The organism is Stenotrophomonas sp. GD03819, assembly GCF_029841665.1.
GTDB classification, from domain to species: domain Bacteria; phylum Pseudomonadota; class Gammaproteobacteria; order Xanthomonadales; family Xanthomonadaceae; genus Stenotrophomonas; species Stenotrophomonas geniculata.
On sequence record NZ_JAOCEW010000013.1, the window covers coordinates 1 to 25,457 of the forward strand.

At 65.9% G+C, this 25,457-nt stretch carries 32 protein-coding genes, 4 tRNA genes and 1 riboswitch; of the genes, 14 read left to right on the plus strand and 22 right to left on the minus strand.

Annotation, left to right across the window (positions count from 1 at the left end; translation table 11 throughout):
• Positions 1-109: 109 nt before the first annotated feature.
• The 3 genes from N5D45_RS09370 to N5D45_RS09380 all read right to left on the minus strand — a co-directional run bounded on the left by N5D45_RS09370 (position 110) and on the right by N5D45_RS09380 (position 3,651).
• On the minus strand, positions 110-1,732 hold the full coding sequence (locus N5D45_RS09370; protein WP_043402155.1) for an FMN-binding glutamate synthase family protein: 1,623 nt from the start codon (positions 1,730-1,732) through the stop codon (positions 110-112).
• A 55-nt stretch (positions 1,733-1,787) separates the two neighbouring features.
• Complete coding sequence (locus tag N5D45_RS09375) at positions 1,788-3,074, minus strand: nucleotide sugar dehydrogenase (RefSeq protein WP_057503621.1); 1,287 nt, start codon at positions 3,072-3,074, stop codon at positions 1,788-1,790.
• 142 nt (positions 3,075-3,216) lie between these two features.
• Positions 3,217-3,651, minus strand: coding sequence for a BLUF domain-containing protein (locus tag N5D45_RS09380; RefSeq protein ID WP_010486035.1), 435 nt, complete (start codon positions 3,649-3,651; stop codon positions 3,217-3,219).
• A gap of 131 nt (positions 3,652-3,782) precedes the next feature.
• On the opposite strand from N5D45_RS09380, the gene N5D45_RS09385 reads away from it, so the two are divergent.
• Positions 3,783-3,869: transfer RNA gene (locus N5D45_RS09385), tRNA-Leu, on the plus strand.
• A 23-nt stretch (positions 3,870-3,892) separates the two neighbouring features.
• Here N5D45_RS09385 and hemN read toward each other — a convergent pair.
• A complete protein-coding gene (gene hemN, locus N5D45_RS09390) occupies positions 3,893-5,302 on the minus strand; it encodes an oxygen-independent coproporphyrinogen III oxidase (RefSeq protein WP_279938811.1) in 1,410 nt (469 codons plus the stop codon).
• Positions 5,303-5,346: 44 nt separating this feature from the next.
• Positions 5,347-5,787, minus strand: coding sequence for a group III truncated hemoglobin (locus tag N5D45_RS09395; RefSeq protein WP_109813828.1), 441 nt, complete (start codon positions 5,785-5,787; stop codon positions 5,347-5,349).
• 179 nt (positions 5,788-5,966) lie between these two features.
• Here N5D45_RS09395 and N5D45_RS09400 point away from each other — a divergent pair, with 179 nt between their 5' ends.
• Both N5D45_RS09400 and N5D45_RS09405 read left to right on the plus strand, forming a co-directional pair.
• On the plus strand, positions 5,967-6,254 hold the full coding sequence (locus N5D45_RS09400; protein ID WP_010486039.1) for a hypothetical protein: 288 nt from the start codon (positions 5,967-5,969) through the stop codon (positions 6,252-6,254).
• Positions 6,251-7,300 (plus strand): 4Fe-4S dicluster domain-containing protein, encoded by a 1,050-nt coding sequence (locus tag N5D45_RS09405; protein WP_228355213.1) that lies wholly within the window; start codon positions 6,251-6,253, stop codon positions 7,298-7,300. Before N5D45_RS09400 ends, N5D45_RS09405 begins: the two co-directional genes overlap by 4 nt.
• Position 7,301: 1 nt before the next feature.
• On the opposite strand, the gene N5D45_RS09410 is transcribed toward N5D45_RS09405, so the two are convergent.
• Both N5D45_RS09410 and N5D45_RS09415 read right to left on the minus strand, forming a co-directional pair.
• Positions 7,302-7,538 (minus strand): hypothetical protein, encoded by a 237-nt coding sequence (locus N5D45_RS09410; protein WP_164192594.1) that lies wholly within the window; start codon positions 7,536-7,538, stop codon positions 7,302-7,304.
• 353 nt (positions 7,539-7,891) lie between these two features.
• Positions 7,892-8,101: a hypothetical protein gene (locus tag N5D45_RS09415; protein WP_010486042.1), complete on the minus strand. Its 210-nt coding sequence runs from the start codon at positions 8,099-8,101 to the stop codon at positions 7,892-7,894.
• A gap of 111 nt (positions 8,102-8,212) precedes the next feature.
• On the opposite strand from N5D45_RS09415, the gene N5D45_RS09420 reads away from it, so the two are divergent.
• On the plus strand, positions 8,213-8,614 hold the full coding sequence (locus tag N5D45_RS09420) for a transcriptional regulator (protein WP_010486043.1): 402 nt from the start codon (positions 8,213-8,215) through the stop codon (positions 8,612-8,614).
• A 22-nt stretch (positions 8,615-8,636) separates the two neighbouring features.
• A riboswitch (Fluoride riboswitch) is annotated at positions 8,637-8,700 on the plus strand.
• An 82-nt stretch (positions 8,701-8,782) separates the two neighbouring features.
• Complete coding sequence (crcB, locus tag N5D45_RS09425; RefSeq protein ID WP_005412844.1) at positions 8,783-9,175, plus strand: fluoride efflux transporter CrcB; 393 nt, start codon at positions 8,783-8,785, stop codon at positions 9,173-9,175.
• 4 nt (positions 9,176-9,179) lie between these two features.
• Here crcB and N5D45_RS09430 read toward each other — a convergent pair whose 3' ends face one another.
• Entirely contained in the window at positions 9,180-10,013 is an 834-nt protein-coding gene (locus tag N5D45_RS09430; RefSeq protein WP_164192591.1) for an AraC family transcriptional regulator, read from the minus strand.
• Positions 10,014-10,147: 134 nt separating this feature from the next.
• On the opposite strand from N5D45_RS09430, the gene N5D45_RS09435 reads away from it, so the two are divergent.
• Positions 10,148-10,642, plus strand: coding sequence for a DUF6265 family protein (locus N5D45_RS09435; protein ID WP_057503616.1), 495 nt, complete (start codon positions 10,148-10,150; stop codon positions 10,640-10,642).
• Between the two features lie 58 nt (positions 10,643-10,700).
• Here the strand turns inward: N5D45_RS09435 and N5D45_RS09440 are convergent, their stop codons facing one another.
• On the minus strand, positions 10,701-11,111 hold the full coding sequence (locus tag N5D45_RS09440; RefSeq protein ID WP_164192588.1) for an SRPBCC family protein: 411 nt from the start codon (positions 11,109-11,111) through the stop codon (positions 10,701-10,703).
• 20 nt (positions 11,112-11,131) lie between these two features.
• Positions 11,132-12,151 carry an aldo/keto reductase gene (locus tag N5D45_RS09445; protein WP_279938815.1) on the minus strand — a complete coding sequence of 340 codons (1,020 nt, stop codon included), beginning with the start codon at positions 12,149-12,151 and terminating at the stop codon, positions 11,132-11,134.
• Between the two features lie 103 nt (positions 12,152-12,254).
• Here N5D45_RS09445 and N5D45_RS09450 point away from each other — a divergent pair, with 103 nt between their 5' ends.
• Positions 12,255-13,172 carry a LysR substrate-binding domain-containing protein gene (locus N5D45_RS09450; protein WP_197656394.1) on the plus strand — a complete coding sequence of 306 codons (918 nt, stop codon included), beginning with the start codon at positions 12,255-12,257 and terminating at the stop codon, positions 13,170-13,172.
• 10 nt (positions 13,173-13,182) lie between these two features.
• Here the strand turns inward: N5D45_RS09450 and N5D45_RS09455 are convergent, their stop codons facing one another.
• Positions 13,183-13,701, minus strand: coding sequence for an ATP-binding protein (locus N5D45_RS09455; protein ID WP_197656393.1), 519 nt, complete (start codon positions 13,699-13,701; stop codon positions 13,183-13,185).
• Positions 13,702-13,962: 261 nt separating this feature from the next.
• On the opposite strand from N5D45_RS09455, the gene N5D45_RS09460 reads away from it, so the two are divergent.
• The 3 genes from N5D45_RS09460 to N5D45_RS09470 all read left to right on the plus strand — a co-directional run bounded on the left by N5D45_RS09460 (position 13,963) and on the right by N5D45_RS09470 (position 16,210).
• Positions 13,963-15,036, plus strand: a complete 1,074-nt coding sequence (locus tag N5D45_RS09460; RefSeq protein ID WP_057503611.1) for a hypothetical protein — start codon at positions 13,963-13,965, stop codon at positions 15,034-15,036.
• A 90-nt stretch (positions 15,037-15,126) separates the two neighbouring features.
• Positions 15,127-15,327, plus strand: a complete 201-nt coding sequence (locus tag N5D45_RS09465) for a hypothetical protein (RefSeq protein WP_197656392.1) — start codon at positions 15,127-15,129, stop codon at positions 15,325-15,327.
• Between the two features lie 118 nt (positions 15,328-15,445).
• Positions 15,446-16,210, plus strand: a complete 765-nt coding sequence (locus N5D45_RS09470; RefSeq protein ID WP_279938818.1) for a thioesterase family protein — start codon at positions 15,446-15,448, stop codon at positions 16,208-16,210.
• Positions 16,211-16,225: 15 nt separating this feature from the next.
• On the opposite strand, the gene N5D45_RS09475 is transcribed toward N5D45_RS09470, so the two are convergent.
• Both N5D45_RS09475 and N5D45_RS09480 read right to left on the minus strand, forming a co-directional pair.
• Positions 16,226-16,495: a hypothetical protein gene (locus N5D45_RS09475; protein ID WP_197656391.1), complete on the minus strand. Its 270-nt coding sequence runs from the start codon at positions 16,493-16,495 to the stop codon at positions 16,226-16,228.
• A gap of 123 nt (positions 16,496-16,618) precedes the next feature.
• The gene (locus tag N5D45_RS09480) at positions 16,619-17,323 is read right to left on the minus strand and encodes a winged helix-turn-helix domain-containing protein (RefSeq protein WP_197656390.1); all 705 of its coding nucleotides are present in this window, start codon (positions 17,321-17,323) and stop codon (positions 16,619-16,621) included.
• 105 nt (positions 17,324-17,428) lie between these two features.
• Here N5D45_RS09480 and N5D45_RS09485 point away from each other — a divergent pair, with 105 nt between their 5' ends.
• Positions 17,429-18,070, plus strand: a complete 642-nt coding sequence (locus N5D45_RS09485; RefSeq protein WP_057503608.1) for a flavin reductase — start codon at positions 17,429-17,431, stop codon at positions 18,068-18,070.
• A gap of 4 nt (positions 18,071-18,074) precedes the next feature.
• On the opposite strand, the gene N5D45_RS09490 is transcribed toward N5D45_RS09485, so the two are convergent.
• Together N5D45_RS09490 and N5D45_RS09495 are read right to left on the minus strand one after the other, a co-directional pair.
• Positions 18,075-18,605, minus strand: coding sequence for a GNAT family N-acetyltransferase (locus tag N5D45_RS09490; protein ID WP_279938820.1), 531 nt, complete (start codon positions 18,603-18,605; stop codon positions 18,075-18,077).
• 57 nt (positions 18,606-18,662) lie between these two features.
• On the minus strand, positions 18,663-19,160 hold the full coding sequence (locus N5D45_RS09495; protein ID WP_057503606.1) for a GNAT family N-acetyltransferase: 498 nt from the start codon (positions 19,158-19,160) through the stop codon (positions 18,663-18,665).
• A 57-nt stretch (positions 19,161-19,217) separates the two neighbouring features.
• On the opposite strand from N5D45_RS09495, the gene N5D45_RS09500 reads away from it, so the two are divergent.
• Positions 19,218-19,676 carry an NUDIX domain-containing protein gene (locus N5D45_RS09500; protein WP_029380061.1) on the plus strand — a complete coding sequence of 153 codons (459 nt, stop codon included), beginning with the start codon at positions 19,218-19,220 and terminating at the stop codon, positions 19,674-19,676.
• A 72-nt stretch (positions 19,677-19,748) separates the two neighbouring features.
• Here the strand turns inward: N5D45_RS09500 and N5D45_RS09505 are convergent.
• From N5D45_RS09505 to N5D45_RS09515, 3 genes are all read right to left on the minus strand, one after another.
• A tRNA-Cys gene (locus N5D45_RS09505) sits at positions 19,749-19,822 on the minus strand.
• A 66-nt stretch (positions 19,823-19,888) separates the two neighbouring features.
• A tRNA-Gly gene (locus N5D45_RS09510) sits at positions 19,889-19,964 on the minus strand.
• A gap of 142 nt (positions 19,965-20,106) precedes the next feature.
• Positions 20,107-20,182, minus strand: a tRNA-Gly gene (locus N5D45_RS09515).
• A gap of 130 nt (positions 20,183-20,312) precedes the next feature.
• Here N5D45_RS09515 and N5D45_RS09520 point away from each other — a divergent pair.
• A complete protein-coding gene (locus tag N5D45_RS09520) occupies positions 20,313-20,714 on the plus strand; it encodes a hypothetical protein (protein ID WP_057503605.1) in 402 nt (133 codons plus the stop codon).
• Positions 20,707-21,135 (plus strand): hypothetical protein, encoded by a 429-nt coding sequence (locus N5D45_RS09525; protein WP_010486062.1) that lies wholly within the window; start codon positions 20,707-20,709, stop codon positions 21,133-21,135. Before N5D45_RS09520 ends, N5D45_RS09525 begins: the two co-directional genes overlap by 8 nt.
• A gap of 22 nt (positions 21,136-21,157) precedes the next feature.
• Here N5D45_RS09525 and N5D45_RS09530 read toward each other — a convergent pair whose 3' ends face one another.
• The 4 genes from N5D45_RS09530 to N5D45_RS09545 are packed head-to-tail and all read right to left on the minus strand — an operon-like array spanning position 21,158 to position 25,413.
• Positions 21,158-22,078: an HlyD family efflux transporter periplasmic adaptor subunit gene (locus tag N5D45_RS09530; RefSeq protein ID WP_197656389.1), complete on the minus strand. Its 921-nt coding sequence runs from the start codon at positions 22,076-22,078 to the stop codon at positions 21,158-21,160.
• Positions 22,075-22,803: an ABC transporter ATP-binding protein gene (locus N5D45_RS09535; RefSeq protein ID WP_197656388.1), complete on the minus strand. Its 729-nt coding sequence runs from the start codon at positions 22,801-22,803 to the stop codon at positions 22,075-22,077. Before N5D45_RS09535 ends, N5D45_RS09530 begins: the two co-directional genes overlap by 4 nt.
• Before the next feature lie 10 nt (positions 22,804-22,813).
• Positions 22,814-23,953, minus strand: coding sequence for an ABC transporter permease (locus N5D45_RS09540; protein WP_049455304.1), 1,140 nt, complete (start codon positions 23,951-23,953; stop codon positions 22,814-22,816).
• Positions 23,950-25,413 (minus strand): efflux transporter outer membrane subunit, encoded by a 1,464-nt coding sequence (locus N5D45_RS09545; protein ID WP_197656387.1) that lies wholly within the window; start codon positions 25,411-25,413, stop codon positions 23,950-23,952. Before N5D45_RS09545 ends, N5D45_RS09540 begins: the two co-directional genes overlap by 4 nt.
• Between the last annotated feature and the right edge of the window lie 44 nt (positions 25,414-25,457).

The window sequence follows — 25,457 nt, forward strand, 5'->3', positions numbered from 1 at the left end:
TGACATCTCCTTGTAGAGCCGAGCCCAGGCTCGGCTGCTTCTCGATCACGCATCGCGATGTTGGAACGAAGATCAGCCGAGCATGGGCTCGGCTCTACAACACAACACGTTATCGCGACTTGCTGGCGCGCAGTGCCTGGATCTTCGGCGGCGGCTGGAAGGAATCGCTGCGTGCATCGGCCCAGAACGCATGGAACACAGCATGGTCGGGCACCTTGTGCAGCAGCTCGCCCGGTTCCAGGTAACGGTACAGCGAGGCCAGCGAACGGATCTCCACCGGCGAAACACGACGCAGGATGTGCTCCGGCCCAAGTTCAGCCGGGTCGTTCAGGCCCGCGGCACACAGCAGTTCCTTCAAGGCATGCAGCGTGTGCTCGTGGTAGCTGTACACACGAGTGGCCTTGTCCGGTGCATCCAGATGCTTCCAGCGTGCGGGATCCTGGGTCGCGATGCCGGTCGGGCACTTGTCGGTATGGCAGCTCAGTGATTGGATGCAGCCCAGCGCGAACATGAAGCCTCGGCCGGCATTGCACCAGTCAGCCCCCAGCGCGATGGTCCGCGCGATGTCGAACGCACTGGTGATCTTGCCAGCCGCACCGATGCGGATGCGATCGCGCAGATCGAGGCCGACCAGGGTGTTGTGCACCAGCAGCAGCGCCTCGTGCATCGGCACACCCACATGGTCGACGAATTCCGCCGGTGCTGCGCCGGTGCCGCCCTCGGCGCCGTCGACCACAATGAAATCCGGCAGCAACCCGGTTTCCTGCATCGCCTTGGCGATGCCGAACCACTCCCACGGGTGGCCAATGGCCAGCTTGAAACCAACCGGCTTGCCACCGGACAGCTCGCGCAGGCGGGCGACGAACTGCAGCAGCTCGACCGGCGTCGAGAACGCCGAGTGACGCGACGGCGACACACAGTCCACCCCCATCGGCACGCCACGCGTCACCGAGATCTCGGCGGTCACCTTCGGCGCCGGCAGCACGCCACCGTGGCCCGGCTTGGCGCCCTGCGACAGCTTGATCTCGATCATCTTGACCTGGTCATGGGTGGCATTGGCAACAAAGCGCTCCTCGCTGAAACCGCCCTTCTCGTCACGGCAACCGAAGTAGCCCGAGCCGATCTCCCATACCAGGTCACCGCCCATCTCGCGGTGGTAGGGCGAGATCGAACCCTCGCCGGTGTCGTGATAGAAGCCGCCCTGGCGCGCGCCTTCGTTCAGCGCGCGGATGGCATTGGCCGACAGTGAACCGAAGCTCATCGCCGAGATGTTGAACACGCTGGCCGAATAGGGCTTGGCACAGTTCGGGCCGATCAACACGCGGAAGTCATGCTTGGCGATGGCGGTCGGTGCCAGCGAATGATTGATCCACTCGTAGTCCACCGCATAGGTGCTGCGCAGAGTGCCGAACGGCACCGTGTCCATCTCGTTCTTGGCGCGCTGGTAGATCAGTGCCCGCTGCTGGCGCGAGAACGGCACGTCTTCCAGGTCGCTCTGCACGAAGTACTGGCGGATCTCCGGGCCGATCGATTCCAGCCCGTAGCGGAAGTGCGCCATCACCGGATAGTTGCGGCGCAGCGTGCTGCGCTTCTGCAGCAGATCCCAGGTCCCCAGCGCCACCATCGCGGCAGTCAGGCCGACGCCCCAATACCAGGCCGGCCAGATCGTGGCCAGCCACAGGCATATCGGGAACATCAGGATGGCGAGCAGGTAGACGATATACCGGTGCATGGCTTTCCTCGGTTGCAACTGCCCCCGAGTCTACCGCGCCGTTCACTGCCCGGGCTTACAAGCGATCGTCAACCACGTTGCGCGGCCAGGCCGATTTCACGTCGTAGACCAGGCCACCCGGCGCCAACAGCCCCCGGATTGCGGATTCATCCATCGCCTTGAAACGGGCGTGGGCCACCGCCAGCACCACTGCGTCATAGCGCCCTGCCCCGGGCTCGGCCAGCCAATCCAGGCCCTCGCCGGTCAATGCCGCCGGGCCGACCCACGGGTCGCTGACCTCTACCTGCGCGCCGGCATCGCGCAGCCGTTGCGCCAGTTCCAGCGCGCGACTGTTGCGCAGGTCCGGGCAATCCTCCTTGAAGGTCACGCCCAGCACCAGGATGCGTGCGTCCGCCGGCGCACGGCCACGCTCGGCCAGCATCGCCAGCACCCGCGCCGCCACATGCTCGCCGACGCGGTTGTTGACCTGCCGTGCGGTGTGGATCAGGTCCGGGTGGTAGCCCACGCTCTCGGACTTGTGCAGCAGGTAATACGGATCGACGCCGATGCAGTGACCGCCGACCAGCCCCGGCCGGAACGGCAGGAAATTCCACTTGCTGCCAGCGGCGTCGAGCACGTCCTGGGTATCGATGCCGAGCCGATCGAATATCAGGGCCAGCTCGTTGACCAGCGCAATGTTGACGTCGCGCTGGATGTTCTCGACCACCTTGGCCGCCTCAGCCACGCGCATCGAAGGCGCCGGGAACGTACCGGCGGCGATGATGCGCTGGTACAGACCATCAATCACCGCAGCGACTTCCGGTGTCGAGCCGGACGTGATCTTGCGGATGTCGGCCAGGCGCCGCTGGCGGTCGCCGGGACTGACCCGTTCCGGGCTGTAGCCGCAATAGAAGTCTTCGTTGAAGCGCAGGCCCGACCCCTGCTCCAGCAGCGGCACGCACACTTCCTCGGTGGTGCCGGGGTACACCGTGGACTCGTAGATCACCAGATCGCCGGCGCGAAGATGACTGGCAATCAGTCGTGTCGCCGAACGCAGGGGCTCCAGGTCGGGCTGCTCGTATGCATCGATCGGGGTCGGCACGGTGACGATGTAGACATTGCAGGCATCAAGCAATGCCGGATCACTGCCGAACTGCAGCAGCTGCGCACTGGCCAGCTCGTCGGCTTCCATTTCCAGCGTGTGGTCCTGGCCGCTGCGCAGCTCGGCGATGCGACCGGCATCGATATCGAAGCCCAACGTCGGCCACTGCCGGCCAAACGCCACCGCCAAAGGCAGGCCGACATAACCCAGGCCGATCACCGCAAACCGGGGGGCGCTGGCCGCCGCAACCGGCGCACTCATCGGCACATCCCGTGCAACGGATGCGATCGCACATACGCTGCCATGGCTTCGGCCAACACACTCATCTGCTGCACCACTCCGGAAAACCTGCGCCAGAAAGGCTACAGCCTACCGGCCCCGGCGCCCTGCCGCCAAGGCGGGCTCAGGACCCCAACGCCACCGCGGCCGGTTCCAGTTCACCGTCGGCGCCGGTCCAGGCCTGCAGCAGGCGCTCGAATCCACCACTGCCAAGCAGGAAGCCGGGCCACGCGGCATCGACAATCTGCGCCAGCAGCTCCGGCTCGATCCGCCGCGTGCCCATCGACCAGCGCGGAAATGCGCGCTGCACCACGGGTGCACGGCACAGCACTTTCAGCTGCACGTGGCTGCGCGCGTTGAGAATGCGCTGGAACACCGAATCGATGCCGTCCTCCGGGCCCTCGAGATACTGCAGGAAGCGTGCTCCGTCGAACATCAGGACACCGGTGACACCGGCTACACGATTGAATGCCGTGGCGTCGGCCAGCAGGCGGTCAAGATCGGTTGTCTGCAGATCGGCGCGGGCCTCACTGGCATAGGCAATCGCGTGCAGCGACATCAGGTGGCTCCCCCCCTGGGAACGATGGCAGGGACTATGACATGAATGCGATCGACAGTTAAGCACGCCGCCGCCGTGATGCAATCCGGTCGCGGCACCGCAGGTGGGCTACAATCGGCGCCGCGCTGCAGGCCCGGATGGCGAAACTGGTAGACGCATCGGACTTAAAATCCGCCGGGGGCAACCCCATGCCGGTTCGATTCCGGCTCCGGGCACCACACGAACGCAGCACACGCTACCTTCAGATCGCCCGCGAGTAACGCGGTTGCTCATGTGCGGCACGCAGGTACGGGTCGAAGCACATCGCCAGCAACCGCAGCAATGGCCGCCCAGGTTCGCTGGCACGCACCACGCCATCGCGGTATTCGGCCAGGCCGTCTTCCTGCAGCCGCTGCACCGAACGCACGTCCTCGGCGAAGTACTGCTCGAAATCCACACCGTGACGCTGCCCCAGCAGCACGCCATCCACCTCGCCCTGGCACATCAGCTGCTGGATCAGTTCCGCACGCAGCTGGTCGTCGGCACTCAACGCCACGCCGCGCCAGACCGGCAGCTGGCCCTGGTCCACCGCATCCTCCCACGACGGCAGATCGCGCGGATTCTGGCTGTAGGTGGCACCGATGTGGCTGATCGCACTCACGCCCAGGCCAAGCAGATCAGTATCGGCGTGGGTGGTATAGCCCATGAAGTTGCGATGCAGCTGGCCGGCGCGCTGTGCGCGCGACAGATCCTCTTCCGGCAGTGCGAAGTGATCCATGCCGATGTACTGGTAGCCAGCCGCGGAGAGCTTCTCCACCGCCAGGCCCAGCAGCGCCAGCTTGTCTTCCGGCGAAGGCAAGCGGCTTTCGTCGATCTGCTTCTGCGCGCGGAACAGATGCGGCAGATGCGCGTAGCCATACACCGCCAGGCGATCCGGGCGCAGCGCCAGCACCCGTTCGAGGGTGCGGCCGAATCCTTCCAGGCTCTGCCCCGGCAGGCCATAGATCAGGTCGACGTTGACCGAACGCATGCCGCTGTCGCGGCAGGCGCGCAGGATGTCCAGCGTCTGCTGCACACCCTGTATGCGGTTGATCGATTCCTGCACCTGCGGGTCGAAATCCTGCACGCCGAGGCTGGCCCGGTTGAAGCCCAGCCGCGCCAGCATGGCGACGTCGCGGGTGTCGATGAAGCGCGGATCGAGTTCGATCGAGAAATCGCGCTGCGGCGAATCACTGAAATCGAAGCGCCGGCGCAACCCTTCCACCAGCGTGGTCATCGCCTCGGCATCGAGGAAGTTCGGCGTACCACCGCCCAGGTGCAGCTGGATCACCTCGCGGCCGTCATCGAACTGCGGCGCCAACAGGTCGGCCTCGGCCAGCACGCGCGAGACGTAACTGTGGCCACGACCGCGATCGCGGGTGATCACCCGGTTGCAGCCGCAGTAGAAGCAGGGGCTGGAACAGAACGGCACATGCACATACAGCGACAGCGCGCGGGCCAGCTGGTTGCTGTCGGAGATCGCTTGGCGCAGCGCCGGCGCGTCGAAGCCATCATGGAAATGCGGCGCGGTCGGATACGAGGTGTAGCGCGGGCCCGGCTGGTCGTGCCGGCGCAGAAGGTCGGGGTCGAAGGTCCAGGCCAGGCCACCGGCGGCGGGAGAGAACGTGTCCATGCCGCCAGCATCGCGCCGGGCGGCCTGCGCCGCCTTGACCCAGATCAATCCTTGCCGGGGATCCCCAGCACCGGCAGGCCCACCTGCGGCCAGCGCAGCATCTGGTAGCGCTTCCAGAAGGTGTCACCGATGCGCGCGGCCACGTCGTTGGCCAGTTCCTGCATCGGCGGGTTGTTGCATTCGGCAGTGGTGATCCGGAACAGCACCAGCCAGCGGTCGAACAGGTCCTTGTCCAGCTCGATGGCCATGTGCTTGGACATCGGCGAGCCCTTGAAGCGGCGGGTACCGCGCAGCATCGCCGACCAGAAGTCGACCAGCTGCGCCAGATGCTCAGGCCAATCGTGGACGTGCGCCTCGAACACCGGTCCCAGCCGTTCTTCCTCACGCACGCGGGCATAGAAATCGTGAACCAGGCGGGTCACTTCCTGCTCGGTGCACAACCCGGGCGAGGCGACGGGGAGGACAGGCGGCGGTGTTGCGTTCATCGGGGTACCCAAAGCGTGCCGGCAGTGTGCCGCACCCAGGCGGCAGCGCCGTTGATCCAGATCAATGTCGGCGCAGTCCGCTGCACCTAGGCTGGCACGCTTGCAGGAAGCATGCCCTGCGGATGCCGCGCCAGCCTTGGCGAAGTATACGCGCCGCCCACTTCTCGATCCGGGACAGCATGAACAGACCTTCTCCCAACCGCCGCCAGAGGCTGATCCAGCAGTGGGGCGCCATCCTCTGGCCCAGCTTCATCGCCGCCGGCGTTGCCAGCGTGGTGTTCTTCGCCTTCGTCGATCCGTTGCGCCTGCAGGCCATCAGTTTCCCGGGCACGGCCATCAGTCGCGAACTGGGCTATACGGCGGGATTCTTCATGTTCTGGTCGGTGACGGCACTGTCCAGCGCGGTCACCTGGTACCTGCAGCGGCCGATGCCGAGCGATGACGACGACGAGCTGCCGCTGGGATGAGTACGTCCTGCACCCGGATCCCTCGTCCCTGGCACTGGCGCGGCACGCTCAGCGCCGCCTTGCTGGCGCTGTTCTACGCACTGCCGTGGCTGCGCTGGGAGGGTCGCCAGGCGCTGTTGCTGGACATCAACGCGCGGCGATTCGACCTGTTTGGCTGGACGTTGTGGCCCAGCGACGCCGGCGTGCTGATCGGACTGCTGGCGGTGCTGGCGGTGGGCCTTGCGCTGCTTACCCACCTCGCCGGGCGCATCTGGTGCGGCCATGCCTGCCCGCAGACCCTGTGGCGGCGCGCCTTCGACGGGATCGCCCGCAGCGCGGCCCGCATGCTGCCTGCACCTGCTGTACGCCCGGCCACCCAGCTGGCCTGGGGGCTGTTGTCGCTGTGGACCGGGATCACCTTCGTCGGCCTGTTCAGCCCCATCGCCGAACTGGTGACCGCTGCGCCCCACGCCGGCTGGAGCCGCTGGGAAACCTTCTGGGTGCTGTTCTATGCAGCCGCGACCTGGGGCAATGCCGGTTTCCTGCGCGAGCAGGTCTGCCGTTCGCTGTGCCCGTTCGCACGCATGCAGCCGCTGCTGACCGATCCGCACACACCGCGCATGCTGTACGACGCCCGTCGCGGTGAGCCGCGCGGGCCACGTCCGTCCGGGCTTGGCGGAGTACTGGGCCGTGGCCGCGGCCTGCTCGACCCGACCACTGCGCAGGACTACGTATTCCGCGCCGCGCATCCGCTGCTGGCCGGACCGATGCCGACCTTCAGCGCCGACCGCCTCGGTGACTGCACCGACTGCGCTGCTTGTGTCAGCGCCTGCCCGATGCAGCTGGACATCCGCCAGGGGCCGCAGGCCGATTGCCTGGCCTGCGGCGCCTGTCTGGAGGCCTGCGCACAACAACAGCACCGGGCCGGTTTCGGTCCGGGGCTGGTGCGCTACTGCAGTCCGCAGGCGATGGCTGGACAACCGAAGCGCCTGTGGCGACCCCGGACCCTGGCCCTGCTGTCCTTGTTGCTGGCGCTGCTTGCCTGCGGCGCCTGGCGCCTGCTCTGAATCAACGCGCCCCGTTGGCGTGCGGCGGTACAAGCTGCGCACGCCGGACGATGCCCAGCTGTTCGATGATCAGCGCCATTTCGTTGGTGACATCGGTACGCTCGGTCCCCTGCGGGACCAGACGGTCCAGCACCTGCTGGTAGGTATCCCAGAACGCCGGACCGCATCCGTGTTTGTGGTAACTGGCTTCCAGTTCGCGGCGTACCCGTTCAGCCAAGCCATGCATGCCGTATTCCATACGACCTCCGTTGGACTTGTTCTGCATTGTTGACGGTCTACCGACTCACTTGCGTGCTACTGAAAGACTCCCAGGCTTCACGCTTGGTTGACTCCAATTAGTCATAGATTTCACGACAGGTCAATTACATGCAGCGACTTTCGTGATTGAAATTATTAATCGTTCACGAAACTACATACGGGGACCCGGCCCCCCCGGATGGGGTGAAGCCGACAGTAAGCGGGACCCAGGGACCGACACCTCCAGTAGATGGCGCCGATTGTGATTCTCAGATCGATCGATCTTACCTATTTTGCTAAGCATACTTAGCAAAAGGCGCTTAGCGTGCTAGATGCGACAAAAGGCGGCGCAAGTCAGATGGATTCGCCCGCCGACGCTTCTGTCGTGGGGAACAGGTTCGGATAGCGCTGATGCAGGATGTATTGCCGCAGGGCCGGAATCGGGAAGTCCCTCGGCCATTGCGACACTGCGGAACGGCTTATGCCAAAGAAGCGTGCCAGTTCGGCGTCGGTGCGGAATCCCAGCCGGGTGCGCACCTGCCGCTTGCTCCAGAATTCGGTCACGGTCGGTCCTTCTGTTAACCAGACTGATTCTTGCGACAAGGCTTCTTCGCAATCCACGCGTTAAGCTGGCTTGCATAGATGAATACTCTCGGCCAACGACTCGCGGCAGCCATGAAGAAAGCCGGGCACCCACGCCCGGCCGATCTGGCACGCGCCGCCAAATCAACGACAGCAACCATCAGCAACTGGCTCAACGATCACGTGAGCGCCTCGCACGTGAAAGCCGAACAGCTGTTCCGCATCGCAGATGCGGCCAAGCTGGACGCCCGCGAGCTGCTGTACGGGGTCAGCGGGCTCGGCGTCGGTGAGCCCGGCAGTGCCTACATCCCCAGCCAGGCCCATCTGGATGTCTGGCAGGACGCCTACGAGCTGGTCAGCCATCTGGTGGCCGAGAACGGGCTGGAGATCGACCACCGCCGCCATGCGGCGCTGGATCTGCTCGCGTTCGAACTGCTGATGGATGGCTTCAGCCGCAGCAAGGTGGCTCGCGTTCTGACGACCTCGATGACGTGAATGCACCGCCGCTGGTAGCATGGACCGCGATGGGGATGGGGCTCCCCCGATAACCGCCTGAGAAGGCTGATGGCTCCTGCCAGGACGAACCCGGTGTTCGTCGACGGCAGGTCGTGCCTGCCCTCGGCGTTCGCCATTGACCCTGCGAACCCGCATTCGAGGCACGCCATGCAAGCATTGAACAATTATTTCCTGGTCTTCGTCGGCGGCGGCATCGGCGCCTGCCTGCGCCACGCCTGCAACCTGATCGGCGCGCGGGTGGCGGTCGGCAGTCCCTGGCCCTGGTCGACCTTCCTGATCAACATCAGCGGTGCGCTGCTGATGGGCGTGGTGGTCGAGGTCTTCGCCATGCGTAATGGCGCCTCGCCGCAGCTGCGCCTGCTGCTGGCCACCGGCATCCTCGGCGGCTACACCACGTTTTCCACCTACGCGCTGGAGATCGGCCTGCTGCTGCAGCGTGGCCAGCATGGGCTGGCGGCACTGTATGCCGGTGGCTCGGTGGCGCTGGGCCTGGCCGGTCTGTTCGGTGGCATGAAGCTCGCCCGGCTGGTGCTGGGCTGACCGATCAGGCCGCGCTGGCCCGCGCCTGCCCGCGCCATTCCCGTGGCGACTGCCCGGTATGCGCCTTGAACGCGCGCGACAACGCCGCTTCGCTGCCATAGCCCACATCGTCGGCGATCCGCTTCAGCGGCTGCCCCTGCCGCAGCGCCTGTTGCGCGAGCCCAACCCGCCACCCCTGCAGGTACTGGCCTGGCGTGGTGCCCATCGCCTCGCGGAAGCTGGCGGCGAACACGCTGCGTGACATGCCGGCGACCTCGGCCAGGTCTTCCAGGGTCCAGGACTGTGCGGGCGCTTCATGCATCGCCACCAATGCCAGCCGCAGCCGCGGATGACCCAGCCCGGCGAACAGGCCGCCGCGCATCTCGCCACCTTCCATCAGCTGGCGCAGCACTTGGATCATCACCACCTCGAACAGCCGGTTGACCATCGCTGCCCGCCCGCAGCGCTGCTCGAAGGCTTCTTCGAACAGCAGTTCCAGCGCCGCGTTGCCTCCATACAGGTCGGCCAGCGGCAAGCAGATGAAATCGGGCAGCGCAGCACTGATCGGATTGAGCCGTCCGCCCTCGAAATGCAGGTTGGCGCAGGCCATGTCGGCGCCCTGCTGCGGGTCGGTACTGAAGCGATGTGGCATCGGCCGCGGATACAGCAGCAGGCTCGGCACTTCGACCTGCACGGTCTGCTGCCCGTGACTGACCTGCAGCGGCCCGCGCCGCACCAGGTGCAACTGACCCGCCTCATCCTCACCCTCCAGCGTGTTGATGCCGCACAGCGCGCCGGCATGGAACACCGAGGCGGTGACCGCGAAGCGTTCAAGAAGGATGGCGAGGCGGTCGACCATGGCGGGACTCCGGGTCAATCAAAAATGGCTCAATGCGACAGATCGTATCGGAATCAGCACTGGAAGGGACGGCACTGGCCGCGTGATCCCCCGGGCGCTATACAGGCCGCACATTCCCGCGCATGGAGGCACCGATGTCGCTCCGCATCGCCCTGGCCCTGTTGCCGCTGCTGCTCGCGGCCCCGCACGCACTGTCCGCCTCACCCTCGAAGATCGAACACCTGGCCTGGCTGGCCGGTTGCTGGCAGCTTGATGGCCAGCCGGCCGGTGCCGGCGAGCAGTGGTCCACCCTGGCTGGCAACACCCTGTTCGGCAGCAGCCGCACCCTGCGGGACGGCCGCACGGTGGGCTTCGAGTTCATGCAGCTGCGCCAGCATGATGATGGACGCCTGGTGCTGACCGCCCTGCCCTCTGGCCAGAACGCCACAGACTTCAACGCCACCCGGGTCGATGGCAATGAAGCCGTGTTCGAGAATCCCGCCAACGACTTCCCGCAGCGTATCCACTACCAGCGCCTCGACGACCAGCGCGCGCATGCGCGCATCGAGATTGCGCAGGACAATCCGAAGCAGGCAATGGACTTTCCCATGCATCGCGTCGCCTGCGGTGGACCGGCGCCCACACACTGACACGCAAACGCCCCGGACCGGCCGGGGCGTCTGCATGCGGTCAACACCACACGGGCATTCACCCGGCCAGCGTGGTTTCCAGTGCCTTCAGGCCATCGCGATAGATGCCCTCGAACAGCGCGGACGCTTCTTCGTGGCTGACGCCCACCGGGGTGAACTCACCGGACCAGTCGATCCTCGAACCACTGCCCTGCTCGACCACGCGCAGGGTGGAACGGTAGCCCGTGACCGGGAACGGCGCCTGCAGGATCGAGTAGGTGTAGCTGCGATCGGCCTGGTCGAAGGCTTCCAGGCGCTCGACGATGGCATCGCCATCGGGATTGGCCAGATGGCGCACGCGACCACCTTCACTGAGCGCGCTCCGGGGAATGTACGGAAGCCAGTCGGGCAGCGAATCGAAGCCGCCGATGAGGTTCCAGACCTGGTCGGCCGGGGTCGGTACGGTGATGGATACAGAAGCAGTTGCCATGGGAAGGTCTCCTTGGGGACTCAGATGTTGTCGATCGGCAGCGGGGCGTTGGCAGCGACCAGGCCCTGGGCACGCAGCTCCTGCCAGAACCCTGCCGGGATGATTTCCTTCAGTGCGGCGTAGTCTTCGGCGATGCGCTCGGGGCGGCTGGCGCCCGGGATCACCGCCGCCACTGCCGGGTTGGCCAGCGAAAACTGCAGGGCGGCCGCCTTGATGCTGATGCCGTACTCGGCCGCGATGGCCTTGATGCGCTCGACCTTGGCCAGGATCTCCGGCGACGCCTTCTGGTACTCGTAGTGGCTGCCACCGGCCAGCACGCCAGAGCTGTACGGACCGCCGACCACGATGCCGGTGTTGCGTTCGGCCGCCTTGGGCATCACCCGCTGCAGCGCACGCTCGTGGTCGAGCAGCGAGTAGCGGCCGGCCAGCAGGAAGCCATCCGGACGGGCTTCGTCCAGGTCCAAGGTCAGCTCGGTCGGCTCGACACGGTTGACACCCAGGCCCCAGGCCTTGATCACGCCTTCCTCGCGCAGGCGGGTCAGCACCTTGAAGGCGCCGCGGCGCGCGGTCTCGAAGTACGACAGCCACTCATCACCGTAGAAGTCCTGGGCGATGTCGTGCACCCAGACGATATCCAGGCGGTCGGTCTTCAGGCGCTTGAGGCTGTCGTCGATCGAACGCAGGGTGGCATCGGCCGAATAGTCATTGACCAGCTTGTTGGGGCGGCCGGCGACGAACAGGCCGCCCTTCTCGCCAAGGTCGCGGGCGCTGGTGTCTTCCACTTCGTCCAGGATCAGGCGGCCGACCTTGGTGCTGAGCACGAAGTCGTTGCGGTTGCGCTTGGCCAGCGCGTCGCCGAGCCGGATCTCGGCCAGGCCGGCGCCGTAGAACGGGGCGGTATCGAAGTAGCGGGTGCCCTGTTCCCAGGCCGCGTCCACCGTAGCCTGGGCCTCGGCTTCTGGGATGTCACGGAACATGTTGCCCAGCGGCGCGGTACCGAAGCCGAGGGTCTTGCCAGCCAGCAGAGTGTTGATGCTCATGGAGTTCCCTTTGGGGAGGTTGTTGAGGTTGAGGCATAGGCTAGGCTTGCCCCATAAGACTGTCCAAGACATAATTTCTCAATATTGAGTCCTCCCAGGTCTTATGCTCGATCTCCGCCAACTGCGCTATTTCGTAGCCGTCGCCGAAGATGAACACGTCGGCCGCGCTGCCGAGCGCCTTCACATCTCCCAATCCCCGCTCAGCCGGCAGATCGCCCAGCTGGAGGAACGGTTGGAACTGCAGTTGTTCGAACGCTCGCAGCAGCGCATCCGGCTGACCGCCGATGGCCGCACCTTCCTGGCCGAGGCGCGCGCCCTGCTGACCCACGCCAACCGGCTGGAATCGCTGGCACGCAGGCTCGGCCGCGGCGACGAAGGCGGCCTGTGCATCGGCTATCTGGAATACGCGATGCACTCCGGCGTATTGCCCACCGCCCTGCGCGAACTGCGCGGCGACCGCCCGGCGGTACACATCGCGCTGTACAACCAGCAGTCGGACATGCAGCTGGAAGGCCTGCGCCAACGCAGCCTGGACATCGCCCTGGTCTGCGAACCACCGGCGTTCGACGATCCGGACCTGGACGCCACGCAGGTGCTGAACGATCCGATGCTGCTGGCGCTGCCGGCCGGCCACCCACTGGCCAGCACAGAGACCATCACGCCCGAGGATCTGGCCAGCCAGCAGTGGATCGGCGTGATGCACAAGGAAAGCGCGCTGCGCCATGACACCTTCATCGCCGCCTGCGCGAAGGCCGGTTTCACCCCGACCATCGCCATGGAGGCGACCGAGCCGCTGGCCGCGCTCGGTCTGGTCGCCGCCGGGCTGGGCCTGACCACCATTCAGCGCAGCCTGGACCACCAGGCACCGGCGGGCGTGGTGCTGCGCGAACTGCCGTGGTTCAGCTACCGCACACCGCTGTGGGCGGCCTGGCACCGCATCAACCTGCGCCCGCTGGTCGAGACCTTCCGCAGGACGCTGGTGCAGACCGCTACCGAGGGCAAGCCGGCCTTCGTCGACTGAACCGACCGCGCTATGCCGGGCCTGCCTGGGGGTAGCGCGTCACCACAAAGCCCTCTTCCGCAGCTGGTGCAACGAAGTGGCGGGTGATCTGCTCGAACTCCTCGTCGCTGGCCGGGAACGGATGCTCGCCGAGTGCATTGCGCGCGCGCAGCCGCGCCTTGCAGACCTCGTCGGCAACATCGAGGAAATGCAGTTGATATGCAGCGCCAGCCGGCGAGAACACTTCACGTGCCCACGCGCGGCTGGCTGGCGTATTGAATGGAAAATCGAGCACCACCGAAACACCCGCCTGCAGCAATGCACGCAGATGATCGGCCAGCACAGTGCGCAACGTAGCTGCGCGCTGCAGATAGTCGGCAATGGAATGGATTTCGCCCGGGTACAGCGCCGCCAGCCATGCGTCTTCGCTGATCAATACGTGGCGCGGTGCCAATGCCAGCTGCTGAGACAGGGTGGATTTGCCGGCACCGATCTTGCCGCACACCAGGTGCAGGGTCGGCGCAGGGTCGTTCGATGAAAAGTCGTGCATCTGCGTTCTCCTGGGTGGATTCCACTACCCGGGAGGGCGCTGCATGCAGCCCGCCTTCCCGGGCGGGCTGCATGGCCGTGACGACCGCGCGCTACCCCGCCTTCCCGTGGGGAATGCGGATAATCGACGCGGTGCTGTGCAGGGCCATGCCGCCAGCGTAGAGCGCAGCACGGTCGGCCGGCAATGCCCTGCGGCAGTGCAGCGCGCGCAAGGTGGTTCGGGGATCTATGCTCGGCGCCATTCCCGCATGGAATGACCCCGATGCGTCCCTTGCTTCGATGCGCTGTTGCCCTCTGCCTGCTGCCCTGGATGACATCGCTGGCTGCACCGCCGACGGCGGCACGCATGCTCAGCGGCGAACTGCAGGGCGCGCCCTGGCGGCTGGATGTGCCAGCGAACTGGAATGGCGAGCTGGTGATGCTGGCCCATGGCTATGAACCGGTCGGCGTGCCGCGCACCGTACCCATGGCGGCCAATGACAGCACTGCGCCACTATTGGCAGCAGGTTACGCGGTCGCGCAGAGTGCCTATGCCAGCCAGGGCTGGGCGGTGGCCGATGCGATCACCGATACGGAACGCCTGCGCCAGCAGGTAGTGGCTGAACTCAAGCATGTACGCCACACCTGGATGCTGGGATTCTCGATGGGCGGTGCCGTGACCATTGGCAGCCTCGAGCGCTTCCCGCAACACTACGCCGGTGGTGTGTCGCTATGCGGCGCCAATCTCAGTGGCGAACAGATCGCGACCGATCTGCTGACCACGCTGGTCGCATTCGATTACTTCTTCCCCAAGGCGGAGGGGCTACCGGGCACCGGGTTGGTATCGCGCGAAGCCGCCATGCTGCCGCAGGGTGAGCTGTACCAGGGCATCGCCAATGCTCTGCAACACGATCCGTTGCACGCTGCATTGCTGGCGCAGCGGCTGCAGGTCTCCGCTGATGCACTGGCCGGCACGATCAGCCTGCACGCACTGGTCCTGCATGAACTGGCCACGCGCAGCGGCGGCATGCCGGTCGGCAACCTTGGTGTGATGTACAGCGGATTCGGTGACGACGCCGCGTTCAATGCCGGCGTGCAACGCATCGATCCCGTGCCTGCGGCGCAGGCGCATGTCCGCAATGCGCTCGCATTGACCGGCGCGGTGAAGCGACCGCTGGCGATCCAGTTCAACCACAACGACCCCACCATCGTGCCGCACATGCAGGCGGTGTATCCGCAGATGGCCGCACGGGCTGGCGCGCGACCATTGCCGCGCGTGCTGCCGCCAGTGGGCGAAGGGCATTGTGGCTTTTCGGAAGCACAGGTGGTCGACGCCTTGAAGGCGGTACAGCACTGAGACCACCGCGTGCCGCAGCGCATCAGGATCATCCAGCAAGTGCTGCTATGGTGGCCCGGCCCATTGACGGGCACACAAAGGACTGACGTGATGATCAAGACGACCTTGAAGACCGTGATGCTCCTTGGCATGGCCGTGACCGGCCTGGCCTTCGCCGCAGACTCCTGCGAGTTCTGCACCCTGAGGTACGAACAGTGCCTGCGTGCAACCCAGGGGCCATTGGGAAAGACCTCCGAGCAGTGTCTGGCCGAGTACAAGCTGTGCCGTGAAATGGACTGCCCGTCGCCCTGACCGGTGTCCTGCCGGCTCCTTCGGGGGCCGGCTCAGCCCGCCATGCGGCCAAACGCTTACGATGCAGGGATCGGTGCAATGCCTGCCGCCGCCCTTCCCTGCTGACACAACGCATAAGATGGCCTTCTTCGAACGACTGAGCGACACCCGCTACCTGCCGACCGAACACACTGGCGGCGCCTGGAACATCCGCGAACAACACACCGCACCTGCGATCGGACTGCTGGCGCACCACCTGGAACGCGACGCCGCAGCGCGCGGGCACGGTTTCCTGATCGCACGCCTGTCCTACGACATCCTTGGCACCATTCCGATCGAAGCGATGGAGACCGACGTACAGGTGCTGCGCGCTGGTCGCACCATCGAACTGGTCGAAGCTACGCTGCGTCATGACGATCGCCCGGCGCTGCGCGTGCGTGCATGGTTGATGCGCCCGAACGATACGCAGGCCATCGCCGGCACGCCGATCGCTGTCATTGCAGCGCCGGAATCAATGCCCGCATGGGATCCAGGTACGGTCTGGCCAGGCGGATTCATCAAGAGCGTAGAGATCCGCCGGCACGATCAGGGGCCAGGCCGTGCCACCTACTGGGCGCGCGCGAAGCATGCGCTGCTGGACGGCGAGCCGGTCAGTCCACTGGCCCGTGCCGCCACCCTGTTCGATCTGTCCAATGGCATGGCCGTGCGCGCCGATCCGAAGGAGGTCGCCTTCCCCAACCTCGATCTGACCGCTCACCTGTTCGGCATGCCCGAAGGCGAGTGGCTGGGCTTCGACACGTCGGTGTCGTTTGGCCACCAGGGTCTCGGCTTGACCAGCACCGTGCTGCACGATGCACGCGGTCCGATCGGCATGCTCGGCCAGGCACTGACCGTGCGCCCGTGATCCCAGCGGGCGGCGTCAGCCGCCCAGTGTGCCCATGGTGAAGGTGTAGCCGGAGCTCATCAGGAATTCGCGCATGCGCATCTCCGCGCGCCGCGGTGAGGCGAGGTTGGCCGGTGCATACAGCGCGTAAACCACGCCCGCGCCTTCGATGGACTCGCGGCGCACCCCGCAGTGGCGGGTCTGCGAAGCAATCACCCATCCATCCTTCAGTCGATCCGGTCCAATCGACTGGCCGTTCATCAGCCGGAACGTCAGCCAACGTACTTCCACAGAAGATTTGCTCATTGCCGGCGTACCGCCAGCGTGCCGCGATCGTTCATGTCCTTGCTCGCCATTGCAGCTCCCTAAGACTTGGAACTCGACCATAGCGCCTTGCCATGTCGTGGGCGAATGAGACTGGCAGGGCACTTATGTCGCCAGGCCGAACCGCTTCCACAGTGCTTCCCGCCCCGGCTGCGTCAGCCGCAGTTCGCGTCGGCCCTCAATCCGCCGAAGCCAATCGTTCTTCACGAAGCTGTCCAGCATCGCCTCGCCGACCAGCCCGGCCAGATGCGGGCGCCGCTCGGTGCAATCCAGGCATCCTCGGCAATAGCGTGCAGGCTTGACCGTCACCGGAAGCCGCAACAGTTCAGTCAGCGGCTGGCCGAGCTCCCGCAGGAACGCTACGCCCTCCACACTCACCTGCCAATGCCCCTCGTGCGGGACCAGGTGTCCTGCCCCCAGCAAGCGGTCGGTGATCGCCACTGCGTGCACGCCAGCCAGATGCCGATAGCAGCTCCGCGCCTGACGCAACGCCGGCATGCTGCGTGATGCGGAAACCGTGCAGGACGGCGTGCGGTCGGCAACGCGCAGGATGCCCTCCAGCATGTCGGCAACCTCGTGCGAGGCCAGCCGGTGGTAGCGGTGTCGCCCCTGCGCGACGGCGACCAGCAGATCGCCCTCAATCAGCCTGCGCAGATGCGTGCTCGCCGTCTGCGGTGTCACTCCGGCCACACGAGCCAGCTCCGTCGCGGTATACGCACGCCCATCCATCAGCTGCAGCAGCATGGCCGCGCGCGCCTGGTCACCGACCAGGGCACCGACGCTGACAAGGGAACCGGAGGTGTGGACCATGCCCGCATTGTGGCACGCCGTTGCGCGCCGACAGTTCGATGCAGGCCGAAGCATCGGCACCCGCTGCCACGGCACAGTGGACACCCCGATAGCGCAAGGCCTGCCGTGAAAGCCGCTCCGATCCCCCGCCGCCGCATCACCCCTTCGGTCCTGTATCCCGGCACACCGGTGCTGCTGATGACCACGCTGAACGACGATGGCAGCAGCAACATCAGTCCGTTGTCTTCATTCTGGGCCTTGGGCAACCGGGTGGTGCTGGGCCTCGGCGTGCAGGGTCAGGGCTATCGCAACCTGCAGTTGCGCAACGAGTGCGTACTGAACTTCCCCTCATCCGCGCAGGCCGCACAGGTCGAGGCCATCGCGCGGGCGACAGGCTGCGATCCGGTGCCCGCTGCCAAACAGGCGATGGGCTACATGCACGTGCGCGACAAGTTCGCGCTGGGTGGATTCAGTGCAGTCGCCTCCACCCACGTCGCGCCAGAGGCGATTGCCGAGTGCCCGCTGCAGGTGGAAGTCAGCGTGATGGCGATGCACCCGCCCGGCGAGGATGACGGCCAGGGCTTCGTGATCGTTGAGGGACGGATCCGTTGCGTGCATGCGCACGAAGCGATCACCGTGGCGGGCACCCAGCACATCGACGTTGCGCACTGGAAACCGCTGATCTACCTGTTCCGCCACTACCTGGGCGTAAGCGAACCGGTCGGGCGCAACTTCCGCGCGGAGACGCCCGTGGGGGCTTCTGTCTAGCTCTCTAGACCGTTTCGCCCTGCAGATCGAGCAAGGCCGTGGTCCAGCGGCGCTCCCCCAGCGCGGCCACCATGCCGCCTCGATAGACGAAACGGCGCGCGTGACCGTCTTCGATGAAGCAGGTCTCGTTCTGCATTGGCACATAGCCCGCAGAGGCGTAGTGCCGATGATCCAGGGCGAACAGCACGGCGAAATCGATACCGCGTTGGCGCAACTCGGCGTGCGCAGCTTCGATCAAGCGTGACGCGATGCCCTTCCTGCGAACGTCAACGCGCACCACCACGCCGCCGATCAAGCCTATGCGTTCCGGCTCGCCGTCCAGCAATACGTTGCGTTCGTACAGTGCGAGGTGGGAGACCACCTGATCACCTTCCATCGCCAGGACCAGAGCGACCGGCCCTGGGATGGTATAGCCGTCGCCCTGCATGTCCGGGAACGCCTCGCGGAGCAGATCCTCCGCTTGGTGACGGTGATCCGTCGTCACGCGCTCCCTGCTGGATACCTGAACGTGCATTGCCCTGTCTTCCTGGAACATGTGCGCAGCCTCATCGTGCCACGGAAACATGACCGTACCCGCGGCAACATTTCACCGTCAGTGCAGCGAGATCCAGTACGAGACGATATCCGCGTAGCTGCCCGCGCGTTTGACTGCCCGCGGCTCTGTGCCAATTACGCTGAAGCCCAGCGATTCATACAGCGCGCGCGCGGCAGTATTGTCCGCCAGCACCGTGAGGGAGAGCGATTCAATGCCTTCCGCGCGCGCAGCCGCGAACGCTGCAAGAAGAAGCTGGCGGGCGACACGCTGGCCACGATGGTCGGTGCCCACGTGGACACTGTGCACTTCCGCCGTATGCCGTCGCGCCATTCGCATCGGGCGTACATAACGCAGGAAGCCCGCAAGCATGCCGTCGATGAAAGCGCCGAAGTAGCGCGTACCGGGATCAGCAAGCTGGGCGCGCATCACCTCCGCCGAGTCATTCTGCGCCTCGGCCAGCGTGGACAGGAACGCCGCAGGCGACTCGCAAAGCGCCTGCAACCGCGCTTGCCAGAGAATCTCGGCGTCTTCAGCGCTGAGTTGCCGGATGAGCATGCGACACCCTCGTGAAGCTGTTGATGCACAGGTGCCCAGCGTAGCGCGGGTCCACTGATGCGGCGTGCATGCAAGAATGTGGAACGTCCTTTTTCATTCTCCTTCTCCGCCATGACTGAACTGCAGATTCCCCGCGTTGGATGCGGCGCCGTCGTCCGTGATGCCGACGGCCGCATCCTGCTGATCCAGCGCGGACGCGATCCGGAGCGCGGGCATTGGGGCCTGCCCGGCGGCAAAGTCGACTGGATGGAAACGGTGGAGGCCGCTGTGGTCCGCGAAATCCGCGAGGAAACGGCGCTGGAAGTGACGCTGCTGCGCCTGCTGTGCGTGGCCGATCATTTCGAGCCTGCGCTCGCGCAGCACTGGGTCGCGCCGATCTTCGAGGCTCGGGCAGCTGCGGGTGCCGAGGCCTCCATCCAGGAGCCGGGGGTTCAGACCGGGCTGGGCTGGTTCGCGCTGGATGCTCTGCCCCAGCCGCTCACGCAGGCCACGGTGCAGGCGCTGGCCCGGCTGTAGCGGGTATCGATCCGGGCGCGTGCCGGTATCCAGGCAAACAAAAAGCCCTGACCGAGGTCAGGGCTTTTCAATTGGAGGCCTCAAGCGGAATCGAACCGCTGTAAACGGATTTGCAATCCGGTGCATAGCCACTCTGCCATGAGGCCAACGTACTGCGCGCCAGGAACGTAGCCCTGACAAGACAAAACCCCAAGATGGGGCCTGTCGGAACATGGAGCGGGAAACGAGACTCGAACTCGCGACCTCAACCTTGGCAAGGTTGCGCTCTACCAACTGAGCTATTCCCGCGTAAGCCGATATGTTACCGGAAATCCGGAAAACACACCAGCAATTTCACTTTTCTGACTGCGCGTAAAGCCTTGTGGCTCAACGTGCCCCGCCTTGCCGTGGCGAGAGAAAAACAAGGCCCCTACCGGGGCCCTGTAGAATCTGGAGCGGGAAACGAGACTCGAACTCGCGACCTCAACCTTGGCAAGGTTGCGCTCTACCAACTGAGCTATTCCCGCAGATTCCGTTCGACCTGCGTCGAAGGAGCGCTATTGTGTCCAAATTCCTTCACGCCGTCAACAGTCTTCACACCATGCGGTCACAGGCGTCCGCACTGAGGTACGCTGCCCCGCCCAGCCCCTTGCGCCCATGCTCCTTCGCGGCTCGCCCCTGTTGATCGCCCTGCTGCTGCATCTGCTGGTGGCCCTGCTGTACTGGGCACTGATACCACTGGGAATGAACGGGTATCGCGACCATTTCGGCTTCACTTCCCATCGGGACATCGGCCTGGGCATCGCCCAGTTTTATCTGTTCTGGATGTTCATTGGCGCGCAGCCGCTGATCGCAGTGCTGCGGCCGCTCTTCGCCAAGCTGCTGGTGCTGGCCATTTCCTTGGCATTCGCAACCTGGACACTGATGCACAACCACCCGCTGCGTCTGCTGTACTTCACGGTCGGGCCCGGCCTGCTGGCACTGGCCGCGATCGCCATATCCGTGCGCCATGCATCACGTAGCCACTTGCCCACCACCACGGGCACCGCCGATGCCTAGACGCTACGTCCGCCTGTTCTGGCTGCTGGTCGCGCTCACATGGCTGGCGCTGATCGCCGCGCTGGTCAATGCCGGCTTCACCCCGGACTACTGGCTGCTGCATCACCTGGAAGGCGCCGAGCTGCCCTACCCGACCAGCACCGTCATCGTGTTCGCGTTGCTGGGTACGGTTGAACTGGTGGTGGCCGCCTTGATCGTGCGGCCGTGGAGACTGAAACGACTGTGGCTGCGCCTGTTGATCGCCTTCGTTCTGCTGCTGGCGTGGTCGGTACCGTGGATGCTGTCGGCCATGCACCAGCCGCCGGTGCATGGCATGCACCTGCTGTGGTTGCTGCTGCTGGACGTGGGCCTGCTACTGGCGCTGTGCGCGGTGTCGGCGGTGAGCGCGTGGCGGGCACTCAGGCATCGAAAGGGCCCATAGACGGCCCCACCCAACGCCCGGCCTACTTCAGGAACTCCACCCGCACGTGCTGGCCGAAGCGCGCCTTGGCTTGCCCGTCGAACTCCAGCACGCACTCCACCACCTTGGCCGCGCCACGCCCTGCGTCTTCAGGCAGGCGCGCCTGCGCGAACACCGGGCTGATGCGCACCACGCGTGCCGGCGGCAGCGTGCCGGTGTTCTCGGCGCCATCACTGTCCGGCACGACGGTAGCCTTCATGCCCACCTGCACGGCATCGGCATAGGCGGCGCTCAGTTCGGCACGCACCTGCAGCGGACGCGCCGGCAACAGCGAGATCGCCGGCTTGCCGGCCTGCACGAATGCGCCAAGGCCCGGTACCTGGCCGACCACGGTGCCGGCTTCCGGTGCACTCAACGACATCTGCTGCAGTTTCAGTCTGGCGTGTTCCAGCTTGTGTTGGGCCATGTCGACCTGCGCACCGGCCACGTCGACGTCGGCGCGCACACCGGCCAACTGCTGCTTGGCCGCGTCGGCCTGCTGGTTCGAGGACACACCTTCGCTGGCGCCCGTGGACAGGCGGGTGGCGTTGCGCTCCAGTTCGCGCAGCTGCGCTTGGCTGCCTTTCAGGCGGTCATTGGCCAACGCCAGATCGGCGGTGGCCATTGCCACTTCCTGCTGCAGCAGGGCGCCATCCAGCGACAGCAGCAGCTGCCCCTTCTTCACCGTGGCACCTTCCTTCACCGGTGCGGCAGTGATCGAGCCATCCACCGGCGGCGCCAGTGCGATCAGCCCGCCTTCGACGTCAATGATGCCCCGCGCTACGGCGACCTTGCTGGCGACGGCAGTGTCCGCCTTGCCTGAGGGTGCAGATGCCGGGGTGGGCGCCTCCCTGGAGCAGGCACCGAGCAGCAATGCCGCCGACAGGGCCAGGCTGAGGGGAAGCAGGTGCGACGTCTTGGTCATGGGGCGGACTCTACAGTTTCGTTCTGGCGGCGGTCGTCACGGACCATGCCGTCTTCCATGGCGATCACCCGATCGGCATGCCGGATCAGGCGCGGATCGTGGCTCACGCACAGCACGGTGGCGCCATGCGCACGTGCGTAGCGATGCAGGATGTCGATCACGCGCTGGCCGTTCTCGGCGTCCAGCGCGCTGGTGGGTTCGTCGGCGAAGATCAGCGTCGGCGACTTGGCGAAGGCACGGGCGACAGCAACGCGCTGCTTCTCACCACCGGACAGCTGCGCCGGTCGCATGTGGCTGCGGTGGCTCAGGCCAACCTCTTCCAGCGCACGGCGGGCCAGCGGCTCGCTTTCGCGATTGCTCATCCCGCGGTAGCCCAGCGGCAGCTGCACCTGCTCCAGCGCAGTCAGTGCCGGGAACAGATTGAAGCCCTGGAACACGAAGCCGACATGGTGCAGGCGGAAACGCTCCACTTCGCTGCGGCTCATGTGGCCCACATCCTGGCCGAGTGCGTGCACACGGCCACCATCGGGCGCGGACAAGCCGGACAGCAGCGACAACAGCGTGCTCTTGCCGCAACCCGACGGGCCCGATACCAGGGTCAGCTCGCCGGGGTAGATGTCCAGCGACAGCCCGCGCAGCACCGGCACCTGCACGTCGCCGGACATGAAGCCCTTTTCCAGTGCATCGGCCCGCAGAGTCGGAGCGACGGCGCGTATGGAAGTCATCGGCCGGTCCTCAACGCAGCAGCAACGATGGATCGGAGCGGACGACACTGCGTACCGCCATGATGCTGGAGAGCATGGCCATCACCGCAACCAGCGCCACGCAGCCGAGGATCACCATTGGTGTCAGCTGCACCGGAACGCGCTGGGTCTGCGCGATCAACAGCACCACGGTGCTGAAGGCCGCCGCCAGCAACATACCCACGCCGCCGATCAGCAATGCCTGCTCGAACACCACCCGCGCCAGCGCATAGCGGCCTGCACCGAGTGCATTGAGCGTGGCGTACTCACGCACCGAGCCGGCCACCACAGAGGCGAACGACTGGTTGGTGATCACCGCGCCGACGAAGCAGACGATGACGGCCATGAACAACACCGCGATGCCGGCGCCGGTATCGAACAGCCAGTACTGCTGCGAGCGGCTGGCGAACTCCGGCGCGGTCCAGAACTCGACCGGCGTGGCCCGGCCCATCGACGCGGACAAGCGGTCACGCACGCGATCGGCCAGGTCCGGCGAGCGCAGGCCCGCCACGAAATAGGTGCTGCCCTCATGTGGGTCGGTACCGGCGATGGCGCGCGCGGTGTCGAGTGAGGCCAGCACGTTTACGCCCCCCAGGCCACGCAGGCCCGGTTGCGCGGCAACCACGCGCACGGCCTTGCCATTGATCCAGGCACGGTTGTTCTGCAGGTCCACGCCGAGCGTATCCAGATCGGCGCTGTCGACGATCACCGCACCCGGCTCGCGCAGCTGCGCGCGCAGATCGGCCGGCAGGATGCGCGCGAACATCATCGCGTCGTCGCGGGTGGAAATGCCGGACAGGTACACCGACACATTGCCGGTGCCCTGCGCACTGGAACGCCACTCGCCATCCACCCACTCGTAGGGTTCGACGCGGGCGACATCCGGATCCATGCGCAGGTGGCTTTCCACATCCGCGCTGATCGCATGACCGTAGTTGACACTCTGGGTGCCGGGGAAACCGGCCCAGATGTCGGCCGACGATGCCTTCACATAGATCGCGGCGGTACCGAAGATGCCCAGCACCAGTGCGGCCTGCACGATCAGCAGCACGCCGGCGAAACACATCGCCAGCACCACCGGCAGGAACCGGCGCCACTCATAGGCCAGGGTCTTGCGGGCCAGCGCGATCATTGCTGCTCGCCCTCCCCCTCGACCGGCAGCGGTGCGCCGCCAAGGGCACGGTAGAGCGACGCAAAGGCCAGCACGCGTGCACCCTGCGCGCCGATCAGGTCGGCCTGCGAGGCGATTGCCGCACGCTGCGTGTCCAGCCCATCGAACTCGCTGGACAAACCCAGCTGCACCTGCCGCGCATGGCGCTTGACCTGCTGGTCGGCGGCATCATTGGCCACACGCAGCGACTGGATGCTGCTGCCCTGGCGCGCCAGGCTGCCGAGCGCACCTTCCACTTCGCTCACGCCTTCCAGCACCGCCTTGCGGTAACCGAGCAATGCGGCGTCCAGCTGCTTCTCATCGGCCTGAAAACGCGCGCGGCGTTGACCCCAGTCCCACAGCGGAATATCGACGTACGGGCCGATCGACGGACTGGAATCGGAATTGGAGCGGGCGTTCTGGGTAAGGTTGTAGGCATACAGGATGGAGCCGCCAAGGCTGACCCGCGGATACATCGCGGCGCGTGCCGAACCCTTGCTGGCCGCAGCCTGCATCACCTCCGACTCGGCCAGCAGGATCTGCGGACGATGGCGCAGCAGATCCGCGGGAACCTGCTGCAGCGAGAACGTGCCCAGCTTCGGCGGCGTGCGATACGCGCGCCAGGCCGGATTCGGGCCGTCACGGCCCAGCAGCAATGCCAGCGCGCGAGCCGCGTTGTCGGCGTTTTCCCGAGCCTGTGCGATGGCGGCACGGGTGGCGGCCTGGCGTGCACGCAGGCGGTCCAGCTCGCCGGGCTCATCCAGGCGCAGGCGATGGCGGACCAGGGCCAGTTGTTCACCGCGGTCGTCCACGGTCTGCTGCCGGGCCAGCAGGTCCTGCTGTGCCTGTGCCACGGTCAGGTCCAGATAGCTGCGCACCACGTCGGCAATCACCGCCACCTGTGCGGCATTGCGCAGCGCCTCGGCGTTGCCGGCCGAGGCCTGCGCGCTCAGCTGCGCGCTTTCGGCGGCGCCGAACAGGCCCAGGTCCCAGATCGCTTCGATGCCGGCATGGAAGTAGGTATCGACGGCGGCGGCGTCCTGCACCTGCTTGGCGCTGGCCGAGATTTCCGGCAGGAAACGCGAGTCGGAGGTGCCGGCGACGATCCGCACGGCCTGCAGCCGCAGCGTGGCCTGCTGCAGGTCGAGGTTGCCTGCGATGGCCTGGTCCACCAGTCCGTCCAGCGCCGGGTCGGCCAGCACCTTCCACCACTGCCTGGCGTCCACCGCCACACCCTGCCCCTGCGGCACCTGGGTCCAGGCGCTGGGTGTGCGATCAGGCAAGTCCGGGACGGACACCGACATGCAACCGGCCAAGGCCAGGGTTGCCAACAACGCGCCGGGGCGCAGCACTGCCTGCAGGGAGAGTCCACGCCCTGTCCTGGGCACTGCCACTGAAGTGATACGCCTGACCACCAGCCCGCCAACGTGTAGAAGGAGCATGAAGGCTACCGTGCGATTGTGGAGCGAACATGGAGAAATGGTCC